The following is a 12,815-nucleotide window of genomic DNA, read 5'->3' on the forward strand; positions in this document are numbered from 1 at the left end:
TTTGGTTTGCCGCGGTCCTCGCCGCGCGCAGGCGGCGCGGCGAGGATGGCGGCAGGTAATGGCTTACTGGCAGCGAGTTACTGGCAGGCTTCGCACTCGTCGAAACCGGCGTCGCCGGGGCGCATCGTGCAGACCGCGCCTTCGGCTTCCGGCATGGCCGGTGCGGAGGCGGCGGCCTGGTCGATGCCGGCGGCGCTGATGCCGCCGTCGCTACCCGACGACACGGCGTTGAGCGAGCCGCGCGACACGGTGGACTTCTCCACGTGGGTGGCTGCCATCGTGCGCAGGTAGTACGTGGTCTTCAGGCCGCGCAGCCAGGCCAGCTTGTAGGTGTCGTCCAGCTTCTTGCCCGAGGCGCCGGCCATGTAGATGTTCAGCGACTGAGCCTGGTCGATCCACTTCTGGCGGCGGCTGGCAGCTTCCACCAGCCAGCTCGGCTCGACTTCGAAGGCCGTTGCGTAGATGTCGCGCAGGTCTTGCGGGATGCGGTCGATGCGGGCCAGCTTGCCGTCGAAATACTTCAGGTCGGCGACCATCACTTCGTCCCACAGGCCGCGTGCCTTCAGGTCGCGCACCAGGTAGTCGTTGACCACCGTGAACTCGCCCGACAGGTTGGACTTGACGTACAGGTTCTGGAAGGTCGGTTCGATGCAGGCCGACACGCCGATGATGTTCGAGATCGTTGCCGTGGGTGCGATCGCGATGCAGTTCGAGTTGCGCATGCCGTGCTGCTTGATGCGCGCGCGCAGGCTGTCCCAGTCCATGGTCGAGGAGTGATCCACTTCCAGGTAGCCGCCGCGTTCTTCGGCCAGCAGCTTGAGCGAGTCCTGCGGCAGGATGCCACGATCCCACAGTGAGCCTTCATAGGTGCTGTAGCGGCCGCGTTCTTCCGCCAGCTCGCTGGAGGCGCGGTAGGCGTAGTAGCACACCGCTTCCATCGAGGTGTCGGCGAACTGCACGGCGGCGTCGCTGGCGTACGGCAGGCGCAGCATGTGCAGGCAGTCCTGGAAGCCCATGATGCCCATGCCGACCGGACGATGGCGCAGGTTGGAGTTGCGTGCCTTCTCAACCGCGTAGTAGTTGATGTCGATCACGTTGTCGAGCATGCGCATCGCGGTGCGGATGGTCTTCTCGAGCTTGGCGTGGTCGAGCACCTGGGTGCCGTCGGCCAGTTGCTTCAGGTGGGCCACCAGGTTCACCGAACCCAGGTTGCAAACGGCGATCTCGCTCTCGTTGGTGTTGAGCGTGATTTCCGTGCACAGGTTGGAGCTGTGCACCACGCCCACGTGCTGCTGCGGGCTGCGGATGTTGCACGGATCCTTGAAGGTGATCCAGGGATGGCCGGTCTCGAACAGCATGCCCAGCATCTTGCGCCACAGCTGCATGGCGGGGATCTTCTTGAACAGCTTCAGTTCGCCGCGGGCGGCCTTGGCTTCGTAGCCCAGGTAGGCCTCTTCGAAAGCCTTGCCGACCAGGTCGTGCAGGTCCGGGCAGGTGGCGGGCGAGAACAGGGTCCACTCGCCGGCTTCCATCACGCGCTTCATGAACAGGTCGGGAATCCAGTTCGCCGTGTTCATGTCGTGGGTGCGGCGGCGGTCGTCGCCAGTGTTCTTGCGCAGCTCGAGGAATTCCTCGATGTCCAGGTGCCAGGTTTCCAGGTAGGCGCAGACCGCGCCCTTGCGCTTGCCGCCCTGGTTGACCGCCACGGCGGTGTCGTTCACCACCTTCAGGAACGGCACCACGCCTTGCGACTTGCCATTGGTGCCCTTGATGTGCGAGCCGAGGGCGCGCACGTTGGTCCAGTCGTTGCCCAGGCCGCCGGCGAACTTCGACAGCAGCGCGTTTTCCTTGAGCGCTTCGTAGATGCCTTCCAGGTCGTCCGAGACGGTGGTCAGGTAGCACGACGACAGCTGCGAGCGGCGGGTGCCCGAGTTGAACAGGGTCGGCGTGGACGACATGAAGTCGAACGACGACAGCAGCTGGTAGAACTCGATGGCACGGGCTTCGCGGTCCTTCTCGCCCAGCGCCAGGCCCATGGCCACGCGCATGAAGAAGGCCTGCGGCATTTCGATGCGGACTTCGTCGATATGCAGGAAGTAGCGATCGTACAGGGTCTGCAGGCCCAGGTAGTTGAACTGGAAGTCGCGCTGGGCGTCCAGTGCCGCGCCCAGGCGGGCTAGATCATAGGTGGCCAGCTTCTCGTCCAGCAGCTCGGCTTCGATGCCGCGCGCGATGAACTTGGGGAAGTAGTCGGCGTAGCGCGACACCATCTGGGTCTGGGTCACTTCGGCGCCCAGGATTTCCTTGCGGATGGTGTGCAGCAGGATACGCGCGGTGACCTGGCTGTAGGCCGGGTCCTTCTCGATCAGGGTACGCGCGGCCAGGATGGCGGAGTCGTAGACCTGGGTCATCGGCACGCCGTCGTACAGGTTCTTCAGCGTTTCCTTGAGGATCGGCTCGGCGCTGACGGCGTCGCCCAGGCCCGAGCAGGCGTTGTCGATCAGGCCATGCAGCGCGCCCAGGTCCAGCACGCGGGCAACGCCGGCGTCCGTCACGTTGAACGTGGCGCCGCCTTCCTGCACGCGGGCCACCGCCTGGGCGTTGGCCTGGGCGCGTTCCTGGGTGCGCTTCTCGCGGTACAGCACGTAGGCGCGGGCCACTTCATGCTCGCTCGAACGCATCAGCGCCAGCTCGACGTGATCCTGCACGTCTTCGATATGGAAGGTGCCGCCGTTGGGGCGGCTGCGCAGCAGCGCGCGGACCACGTTCTGGGTCACTTGCTCGACCACTTCGCGCACACGCGCCGAAGCGGCGCCCTGCCCGCCGTTGACGGCGAGGAAGGCCTTGGTCACCGCTACCGAGATCTTGCTCGGCTCGAACGCCACGACGGCGCCGTTACGGCGGATGATCTTGTAGTCCTGGTAGCTGCCAGCGGCGGCAGTAGCGGGGTTCGACTGCGCGTTCGCTGCTGCACCGGCGGCGGTTGCGCCGGTGGAAAGTTCGTTCTGGGCTGTCTGCATGAGGAACTCCTGTTCTGACCCGTGTTTTATGAGTGACAAAGAGTCCCGGGCAAAATGCGCAAAAAGGCTCAGACACGCCGGCCGGTCTTACCCGGAAGGGCGCGCTGCTATTGCTGGATTCTGCTGGGACTCTTGTGATGCGCCGGCCCTTCGGCGGACCGCAGCCAATGCTGCGGCGGTAACTGCACACCTAGGCCGGCTCCCGAAAGCACCACTAGATCTAGTGGTCGATGCGAAAAACTGGACTAAGTATAGTGAAACCCGGCGGATTCACCAGTCTTGACAAGTGCTTTTTGGCGCGAATTCCAGTGCCGGCGCGGCATGCGGCGCTGCGCCATACCCGCCAGCCCAAGAGACGCAAGGGAATCCGCCCGACGGTTCGTTACCGCACCGTGACGCGAAATTTTTTTGATTGACCTGCCTGGTTCGATAGGCGCGGACTTTATCAGGGTTTTCCCCAAATCGCGGCTATCCCCTAGGCCCCGCTTGTTGCCCTTGCCTCAGGGCTGGTCTTTGCGGTAAGGCAGTTGCGCGGGAGCCACGCCGGCGGCAGCGGCGAAGGCCGCCCAGTCGAAATATGGCCCCGGATCGGTCTTGCGCCCGGGCGCGATATCGCTGTGCCCCGCCACGGCCCGCACCGGATAGGTGCCGAGCAGGGCACGCACCAGCGCGGAGGTGGTGTGGTACTGGGCCAACGTGAACGGCTGGTCGTCGCTGCCTTCGACCTCGATGCCGATGGAGAAGTCGTTGCAGCGAGGCCGGCCGAAGAACTCGGACTGGCCCGCGTGCCAGGCCCGGTCCAGGCAGGACACGAACTGGACCAGCTCCCCTCCCGCGTCACCAGGAAATGCGCCGACACCTGCACCTGATAAATCGTGGCGAAGAAAGGGTGGCGGGACGGGTCGAGACGATTCAGGAAGAAGGCTTCGATATCGCCGCTGCCAAACTGCCCGGGCGGCAGGCTGATGTTGTGGATCACCACCAGGTCCACCGGCATGTGCGCGGGCCGGGCGTCGCAGTTAGGCGACGGCACCTGGCGCGCCGCGGGCACCCAGCCGGCCGCGTCGGGAGTCAACCCTTGCCCGGGCACGGGTGCCGGCGCGAGCTTGCCGTTGTCGCGATCAGGCATCGCGTTCTCCATCCGCCGCCAGCAGCCCGTCGCGCAGCGCTTCGCTGGTTTCGGCCGCGCCATCGGCCGGGTCGTCGCGGCCCTCGCGGATGCCAAGCTGCTGGATGCGGTAGCGCAGCTGGCGAAAGCTCAGGCCCAGCAGCGGCGCGGCTGCGGTACGGTTGAAGCCGGTCTGCTGCAGGGCCTGCAAGATCAGGTCGCGCTCGAGCGCTTCGAGCCGGCCGGGCAGGTCGATCGGGAAGGTGGCACGGCAAGCGTCTGCAGGCCACCTCCGCGGCACGTAGCGCCGTGGGTTGCGCAAATGGATCGAGCTGCGCGCCGCCCCGGGATTCGGCCCGCGCATCGTATGCAAGCGCCTGCATGGAATCGGGCCGCAAGCCGGACGACGCCGGCGCGGCGGCCACGGCCGTCGAAGCCAGGTAGGCGTGCGGCGCGGGCGGGCGTGGCATGGCCGAATGGCCCATGCCCGCGTCCATCTGGCCCAGGTCGCCCACCTCGATGGTATTGCCCTCCGCGAAGGCATAGGCGCGCTCGAGCAGGTTTTCCAGCTCGCGCACATTGCCCGGGAACGGGTAATCCGACAGCCGCTGCAGCGCAGCCGTCGCCAGCCGCTTGGGATGGGGATCGCCATAGCGCACCGCCAGGTGCTCCAGGATGGCGCTGGCCAGCACCGGGATATCCTCGCGCCGCTCGCGCAGCGTGGGCATGCGCAGCGCCAGCACGTTGAGGCGGTAGAACAGATCCTGGCGGAACTGGCCGGAGGCGACCATCGCGGCAAGATCCTTGTGGCTGGCGCACAGCACCCGCACGTCCACGCTCTCCTCGCGGCTCGCGCCGATCTTGCGCACGCGCCGCTCCTGCAGCACGCGCAGCAGCTTGACCTGCATCGCTAGCGGCAGGTCGGCCACCTCGTCGAGCAACAGCGTGCCGCCGTTGGCTGCCAGGAAGAAGCCACCGCGCTCGGCGTCGGCCCCGGTGAAGGCGCCCTTCACATGGCCGAAGAACTCCGACTCCATCAGGGTCTCGGGGATGGCGCCGCAATTGACCGCGATAAAAGGATGCGCGGCGCGCGCGCTGACCGCGTGGATGGCACGCGCCGCGCGCTCCTTGCCGCTGCCGGACTCGCCGCTGATGACGATCGGCGCCATGCTGCGCGCCAGCCGCGAGAGCGAGCGGCGCACCTCGTGCATGGCGGGCGAATGGCCGGGAAGCAGGTTGACGGCGCGGTCCACGGTTTCCTGCGCCCCGCTGCCACCCTCGCCGCCCTCTCCACTCTCGGCGCCGTCACGCTGCTGGCGCCCCAGCGCATTCAGGATCAGGCTGCGCAGCTGGTCCAGCGAGACCGGCTTGGCGATGTAGTCGAAGGCGCCAGCCTTGAGCGCCTCCACGGCGTTGTCGGCGCTGCCGTAGGCGGTGATCACGGCCACCGGCACCCGCTCCGGCGCGCTCGAAAGCTGGCGCACGATGTCGATGCCAAGCCCGTCGCCCAGCCGCATGTCGGTCAGCACCAAGCTATAGCGGCGCGCGGCGAGCTGCTGGCGCGCCTCGGCCAGCGAGCCGGCCAGCACCACATCGTGGCCCATGCGGCGGATCGAGATATCGAGCAGTTCTCGCAGGTCGGCCTCGTCGTCGATAACGAGAATCGGGTCGGGGCCTGGCGTCTTGAGGGGCATGGGTCTGCGTCTGGCGATCTGGCGAAGTGGAATCGGGGCGGCTCAACGAGAGACGGATCGGGTGGCCGGACATGCCGGTGCGGTTCAGCCACCCGCGCTGTCCGGCGCTTCGATGCGCATGGTCAGGACAAAAGCCTTGGCCGGCAGTGTATCGCGTGCGGCGGGTGCCAGCATGCCGGTCTGCGCTAGCAGCGCGTCGATCGAAATCGTGCCGTAGCGCACCTGGGCGTCGTTGGCGCCGCATAGCTCGCGCGCCATGAACAACCCGAGGCCGGTGCCCTGGGCGTTGCTGGTAAAGAAGGGCTCGAACAAGGTGCGCTGGTGCTCGCGCGAGACCTCGACGCCATCGTTCCACACGATCAGCTCGGCATGGTGCTGGTCCAGCGCATGAGCCAGCAGGCGGATCGCCCCGGGCAGGCGGCTGCAATAGCGCCAGGCGTTGTCGAGCAGGTTGCCAAGCACTTGCTGCAACTGGGAGGCATCGAAGATGACCGGGCGCGCCACGTCCACCGTGAGCCGGATGGCATTAGCGTTGATCTCGGCCGGACGCGGCACGCGCCGCGCGCCAACCGGGTCGTGGTCCGCGGAGCGGGCGCGCATCTCCAGCCGCCAGCGGCCGACGATATCCGGCAGCGCCTGGTTCAGGTCCACCGTGGTGCGCTCGGTGCGCGGGCGGCGCGACATCTGCAGCACGTCCGACACCACCTGGTCGAGCCGGCGCACATTGTCGTGGATGATGCGCAGCAGCCGCGCATCCACGTCGCCCTCCGCGCGTCCCGCCTCGCCCGGGCGCGCGGCCCGTCGGCTGGTTTCGGCCAGCAGCTCGCTGGCCTGGCTGATGGCCGCCAGCGGATTGCGGATCTGGTGCGCCACGCTGGCCACCAGGCGCCCCATGGCGGCCAGCTTTTCCTGTTGCACCTGCTCGGCGATGCGCTCCCAGCTTTCGATATGGACCAGCACCGTGTCGCGCATCTCGCTGCGCAGCAAGGCCTCGTCCTCCGGGCGCCAGGCCATGGCCTCGCGCTGGGCGATGGCCAGGCGCAGCCGGGCCGCCGCCTCGGGCGACAGCTCGTTCCAGGTGCCGGTGTTCATGGCGTTCTGCGCACTGAGCGAGACCGACATCGAGGATGCGAAAGTGGATCGCAGGCTGGCCAGCCCGGGCAGCAGGAAGCGCAGCCGCAGCCGCGTATGCAGGATGGGGCCGCGCCCCGAGGATGGCCGCGACGGCAGCGGCAGCAATTGCAGGATGCGCGGCGCATCGTCCTTGCTGCGCACCCAGTCGCGCAGCATTTCCATCAGCGGCTGCAGGCGGGGAATCTGGCGCAGGTCGAACAGCGCGTCGCGCCCAAAGGCGGGGGCGTCCGTGTGCTTGCCCTGTTCGGCGGGCTGCACGCCGAGCAGCACCACCGCGGCCGGGTTGGCCGCCACCACCACGCCGTTGGCACGCAGCAGCATCACGCCGTCCTGCATGTCGTTGACCATCAGCCGGTTGACCAGCTGCTGCAGGCGCAGCTCCTGCTCGCGCGCCAGCGCCAGCCGCTCCTGCGCGAGCTGGCGGTTGGCCAGCAGGTACATCAGCGAGGCCGCGATCATGAAGACCAGCCCGTACAGCCCCGAGCCCAGCAAACCCGCGTCGGCCTGGCGCAACAGCAAGGTCTGCGCGAAGGGGGCGCTCATCACCACCAGCGCCGAAGCTGCCGCCGCGAACAGCGCGAACAGCAGGCTGGTGAGCGCACCGGCCTGCAGCGCGGGCAGCAGGAAGATCATGGCGAGCCCCTCGCCGCGTTGGCCCTGCGCGTGAAAGATCAGGCCCAGCAGGGCGAGATCCGCCAGCACCTGGAAGCGCACCCGCAGGTGAAAGCCGCGCCGCCACCAGAGTGTCGCGACCACCATGACCAGCGCCACCACGGCATAGGGCACGGCCAGCGGCAGCGCACCCGGCCCGATGCCGAACCCGCTACTCAGTGTCTGCGCGGCGCGCTGCGCCGGCAGCCAGGCATAGCCCAGCAGCAGCGCGGCCACCGCCAGCCGGGTCCAGCAGAAATAGCGCAGCAGGCGCCAGTGGAATTCAGGAGGCTCGGGCTGGCGCCACATCGCAGCGAGGGCACGCCAGGCATTCAGGCGGGACCAGAACGAGGCAGGCCCGTTCATGCGGCAGGGCTGTCCGGATCGCTATCGGCCGGCAGGTGGGCGCGCCGGCAGTAATGCAGGCCGCGGTAGGCGATGGCTTCGCCCTGCGGCAGGTGCACGCCGCAGCGCGCGCATTGGACCATGGCTTCCTGCGCGGGCGCAGGCTGGTCGCGGGCCGGCGAGCCGTGCGCGGGACCGTGCCGGGCGGCGCGCTCCTCCCGAAGGCGCGCTTGCGCGCGCTGGCGAATCCACCAGAAACAGCCCAGCAGGACAGCCAGGACAAGGAAGATGCGTGCCATGCCGGCCTCAGATTCGGTGCAGTATGACTTCGATGACGAAGCGGCTGCCAACATAAGCCAGCAGCAGGATGCCGAAGGACGCAATCACCCAGCGCAGCGCGGTGCGCCCGCGCCAGCCGTAGAAGGTACGCCCGGCCAGGATGCCCGCGAACATCGCCCACGACAGCAGCGCGAACACCGTCTTGTGGTCGAGCCGGAAGGCCCGGCCGAACAGTTGCTCGGAGAACAGCAGGCCTGACAGGATCGTCAGCGTCAGCAACACGAAGCCGGCGCCGATCAGGCGGAAAAGCAGCTTCTCCAGCGTCAGCAGCGGCGGCAGCAGGTCGAGCCAGCGACCCACCCACTGGGCCGGCTCGCTGGCGCTGCCGGCCTGGGGCGAGCGGTTGAAGCCATGCAGGCGGCGCTCCGCCAGCAACATCAGGAAGGCATGGAAGGCGGCCAGCGTGAACAGGCCATAGGCCACGTTGGCAATGATGAAGTGCAGCTTGAACAGCGGCCGCGCCGCGTAGCCCAGGATTTGCGCGCCGGGAAACGCCAGCGGCATCAGGCTGGCGAGCATGGCCACCGGGACCACGATCAGCCCGAGGCCGGCCAGCGAGAAGAAGAAGCTCTCGATCCAGTAAATGCCCACGCCCAGCCACAGCATGGCCGACAGCGCAAAGGCAAAGCCAAACACCATGCGGTCGGCCGGGAAGATGGTCTCGTGCAGCAGCAGGCCGTGGCTGGCCACCGCGGCCAGCATCAGCGCGTGCCACCAGGCCGGGCGGCCCTCGCCGCGCCCGCCAGTCCCCCGCCGCCGTGCAGCAGCACGGTGGTCGCCGCGCCCCCAATGGCACCGCCGGTGCCGGCAGCCGATAGCTGCGGGTTGCGCGTTGCCCAGCCGTGATAGGCCAGGCCGCAATAGAGAAGTGCCGTCAAGGCATACAGTACAATGGCCATTTGCACAGTTTACCTTAGCGCCCCGTCCCGGTGGCGCCCCGCTTGAGCCGGGCCGAGAGCCAGCCTCAAGCCTCGATCAAGCTCTATCCCCCGGACTTCTGCCATGCTGGACAATCTCACTCAACGCCTGGCGCGGGTCGTCAAGACCATGCGCGGCGAGGCTCGCCTGACCGAAGCCAATACCGCCGAAATGCTGCGCGAAGTGCGCCTGGCCATGCTGGAGGCCGACGTCGCCTTGCCGGTCGTGCGGGAATTCATCGCCCGCGTGAAGGAAAAGGCACTGGGCGAGGACGTGGTGTCCAGCCTGACGCCGGGCCAGGCGCTCGTGGGCGTGGTGCAGCGCGAGCTGACCGCCGTCATCGGCGGCGAGGAAAGCCTGTCCGCCGACAACAAGAGCGGCGAGCTGAACCTGGCGGTGCAGCCGCCCGCGATCATCCTGATGGCCGGCCTGCAAGGCGCCGGCAAGACCACCACCGTCGGCAAGCTGGCCAAGTGGCTGAAGGAAAACAAGAAGAAGAAGGTGCTGACGGTATCGTGCGACGTCTACCGCCCCGCCGCTATCGCCCAGCTCAAGACCGTGTCCGAGCAGGTTGGCGCCGATTTCTTCCCGTCCCAGCCCGACCAGAACCCGGTGGACATCGCGCGCGCCGCGGTGGATTGGGCGCGCAAGCACTACCACGACGTGCTGATCGTCGACACCGCGGGCCGCCTGGGCATCGACGAAGCGATGATGAAGGAAATCGCCGCGCTGCATGCCGAGATCAAGCCGGTCGAAACCCTGTTCGTGGTCGACGCCATGCTGGGCCAGGACGCGGTCAACACCGCGCGCGCCTTCAATGACGCCCTGCCCCTGACCGGCGTGGTGCTGACCAAGCTGGACGGCGATGCGCGCGGCGGTGCCGCGCTGTCGGTGCGCCACATCACCGGACGCCCGATCAAGTTCGTCGGCGTTGGCGAGAAACTGGACGGCCTCGAGCCTTTCTACCCGGACCGCATGGCCCAGCGCATCCTCGGCATGGGCGACATCCTCGCGCTGGTCGAGGAAGCCCAGCGCGGCGTGGACATGGAAGCGGCCGAGAAGCTGGCCAAGAAAATCAAGAAGACCGGCGACTTCGACCTGGAAGACTTCAAGGCACAGATTGGCCAGATGAAGAAGATGGGCGGCCTGGGCAGCCTGGTCGACAAGCTGCCGGCGCAGTTCGCCCAGCAGGCGCAGGGCGCCAATATGGACGTGGCCGAGAAGCAGGTGCGCCGCATGGAAGGCATCATCAACAGCATGACGGCCGCCGAGCGCGCCAAGCCCGACCTGATCAAGGCCAGCCGCAAGCGCCGCATCGCCACCGGCGCCGGCGTGCCGGTGCAGGAAGTCAACCGCCTGCTCAACCAGTTCGACCAGATGCAGAGCATGATGAAGAAGCTCAAGGGCGGCGGCATGATGAAGATGATGCGCCAGATGGGCGCGATGAAGGGCGGCATGAAGGGACTCTTCAACCGCTAAGCCATCCGGCACGGCGGCGCCCGCTCCCGGGCGCCGCGCCACCCGCAAAAGACAGAGACTGAGACAGGATCCACATCATGATGACCGCCGAACAGGCCCGCGAACTGTGGGCCAACTCCGAGGAAATCGTCAGCGCCGAGGCCGTCCAGGCATCGCTGGACCGCATGGCGGGCGAGATCACGGAAAAGATGGGCGATATCTTCCCGCTGGTGCTCTCGGTGATGGGCGGCGCGGTCGTCTTCACCGGCATGCTGCTGCCCAAGCTGGCGTTCCCGCTGGAGTTCGACTACATCCACCTCTCGCGCTACAACAACAAGACGGTCGGCGGCGAGATGCAGTGGCGCGTGGCGCCGCGCGAGTCGGTCAAGGGCCGCACGGTGCTGGTGCTGGACGACATCCTGGACGAAGGCGAAACCATGGCGGCCATCCGCCAGCGCATCATGGACATGGGCGCGACCAATGTCTACGCGGCCGTCCTGTGCGAAAAAGTGCTGCAGAAGGCCAAGCCGATGCACCCGGACTTCTGCGGCTTCACCGTGCCCGAGCGCTATGTCTTCGGCTGCGGCATGGACGCCCACGGCTACTGGCGCAACCTGCCCGCCATCCGGGCCTTGCGCTAAGCCCTCGCGCTAAGCCCTCGCGCTCAGGCCTCGCGTTACGGCCTGGCGCTGACAATAGGCCACAGCGAGGCCAGCAGCATCAGCGCCATCGCCACGTTGAACAGGCGCAGCACCCGCGGCTGCGCCAGCCAGCGCCGCATGGCCGAGCCGAACACTGCCCACATCGCCACGCTGGGCAGGTTGATCACGGCGAACAGGCCGGACAGCAGCAACACATTGAGCCAGACATTGCCGTGCAGCACGTAGGTGCTGCACGCGCCCACCGCCATCACCCAGGCCTTGGGATTGACCCACTGGAACGCGGCCGCCGCCAGGAAGCCCATGGGCTTGCCCACCTCCTGGTCCTGGATGCCGCCCGCGGTCGCCAGCTTCCACGCCAGCCAGGTGAGATAGATCACCGCCACCACGCGCAGCACCTGCCAGGTCCACGGCAACGCGGCGAACAGCGATCCCAGGCCGAGGCCGACCACCGCCACCATCAGGCCGAAGCCGATGCTGATGCCCAGTACATGGGGCACCGTGCGGGCAAAGCCGAAATTCACGCCCGAAGCCAGCACCATGGTGTTGTTGGGCCCCGGGGTGATCGACGACACAAGGGCAAACGCGCAGAACGCGGCAAACACGCCGGATCCGGCAACAAGCTGGGGAACTGCCATGACAGGCTCCATCACATGCAAAGAGGAATGGAGCTAGTCTAGCCACGCGTAACTGTACAGTACCGGTACAGTTAGCCATAAAACTGGCGATACGGCTTGCTGGGTGGCGCCCGCATCATGGCAACCACGGCTTCGCCGCGTTGACGACATCGAGCGCGTTGAGCGCATCAAGTGCATTCACCGCCACGATCAGCGCGATACCCCACAGCACCACGCCGGTCGCCCGCTCCACGCCGCGTACCGAGCGGGCAAAGCGCGCGCGCACCAGCGGATGGCGCACGCCCCAGGCCACCAGCATGTCCCAGCCGAAGACCATGGCGAACATCCAGCCGCCATAGCCCAGCTGGACCGCCAGCGGCGTGCGGGTGCCGGCCAGTACCGAGAACAGGCTGGCGTAGAACAACGCATTCTTGGGGTTGAGCACGGCGGACAGGAAGCCCGTCACGAGTTGCGCCGCATACGCGGCGCGGCCGGCGCCCTGCCCCTGCTGGCTATCTGTGCCATTTGCACCATTTGCGCCATTTGCGCCGGGCAGCGTCGTCTCGCCGCTGGCGCGCAGCAGCCGCCAGCCCAGCCAGGCCAAGTACAGGCAACCCGCCCACTGCAGCAGCATGAACACGCCCTGGCTGGCGCGGGTAGCCGCCAGCCCGGCGATGGCCAGCCCGATAAACACGCCGTTGCCCAGTGCAATGCCCAGGCAGACGGCGCTGGCGCGGCCCACGCCATGCACCAGCGCGCTGCGCACTACCAGGAAAAAGTCGGGCCCGGGGCTGAGCAGCGCGAGAAAATGCGCGCCCGCCACCATGGCAAATTGGCCGAGGCCGGAATCAACAGGGAAATCCACGCCAGTC

At 67.4% G+C, this 12,815-nt stretch carries 7 protein-coding genes and 3 pseudogenes; 2 read left to right on the top strand and 8 right to left on the bottom strand.

Annotated features, from left to right (window positions below; translation table 11 throughout):
* Positions 1-77 precede the first annotated feature (77 nt).
* From OMK73_RS25485 to OMK73_RS25515, 6 genes and pseudogenes are all read right to left on the bottom strand, one after another.
* Positions 78-3,020, bottom strand: a complete 2,943-nt coding sequence (locus tag OMK73_RS25485; RefSeq protein WP_267604487.1) for a ribonucleoside-diphosphate reductase subunit alpha — start codon at positions 3,018-3,020, stop codon at positions 78-80.
* 500 nt (positions 3,021-3,520) lie between these two features.
* A pseudogene (gene ampD, locus OMK73_RS25490) lies at positions 3,521-4,149 on the bottom strand (1,6-anhydro-N-acetylmuramyl-L-alanine amidase AmpD).
* Positions 4,142-5,822, bottom strand: a pseudogene (locus OMK73_RS25500) (sigma-54-dependent transcriptional regulator). Before OMK73_RS25500 ends, ampD begins: the two co-directional pseudogenes overlap by 8 nt.
* An 84-nt stretch (positions 5,823-5,906) precedes the next feature.
* Positions 5,907-7,973: a sensor histidine kinase gene (locus tag OMK73_RS25505; protein ID WP_267604488.1), complete on the bottom strand. Its 2,067-nt coding sequence runs from the start codon at positions 7,971-7,973 to the stop codon at positions 5,907-5,909.
* The gene (locus OMK73_RS25510; RefSeq protein WP_267604489.1) at positions 7,970-8,251 is read right to left on the bottom strand and encodes a PP0621 family protein; all 282 of its coding nucleotides are present in this window, start codon (positions 8,249-8,251) and stop codon (positions 7,970-7,972) included. Before OMK73_RS25510 ends, OMK73_RS25505 begins: the two co-directional genes overlap by 4 nt.
* 7 nt (positions 8,252-8,258) lie before the next feature.
* Positions 8,259-9,190, bottom strand: a pseudogene (locus OMK73_RS25515) (cytochrome C assembly family protein).
* A 103-nt stretch (positions 9,191-9,293) separates the two neighbouring features.
* On the opposite strand from OMK73_RS25515, the gene ffh reads away from it, so the two are divergent.
* Both ffh and OMK73_RS25525 read left to right on the top strand, forming a co-directional pair.
* Entirely contained in the window at positions 9,294-10,688 is a 1,395-nt protein-coding gene (gene ffh, locus OMK73_RS25520) for a signal recognition particle protein (protein ID WP_267604490.1), read from the top strand.
* A gap of 77 nt (positions 10,689-10,765) precedes the next feature.
* Entirely contained in the window at positions 10,766-11,308 is a 543-nt protein-coding gene (locus OMK73_RS25525; protein ID WP_267604491.1) for a hypoxanthine-guanine phosphoribosyltransferase, read from the top strand.
* Positions 11,309-11,343: 35 nt separating this feature from the next.
* On the opposite strand, the gene OMK73_RS25530 is transcribed toward OMK73_RS25525, so the two are convergent.
* On the bottom strand, positions 11,344-11,964 hold the full coding sequence (locus OMK73_RS25530) for a LysE family translocator (protein WP_267604492.1): 621 nt from the start codon (positions 11,962-11,964) through the stop codon (positions 11,344-11,346).
* 115 nt (positions 11,965-12,079) lie between these two features.
* Positions 12,080-12,808: a LysE family translocator gene (locus OMK73_RS25535; protein ID WP_267604493.1), complete on the bottom strand. Its 729-nt coding sequence runs from the start codon at positions 12,806-12,808 to the stop codon at positions 12,080-12,082.
* Between the last annotated feature and the right edge of the window lie 7 nt (positions 12,809-12,815).

Origin of the sequence: Cupriavidus sp. D39 (assembly GCF_026627925.1) — a bacterium.
Lineage (GTDB): Bacteria > Pseudomonadota > Gammaproteobacteria > Burkholderiales > Burkholderiaceae > Cupriavidus > Cupriavidus ulmosensis.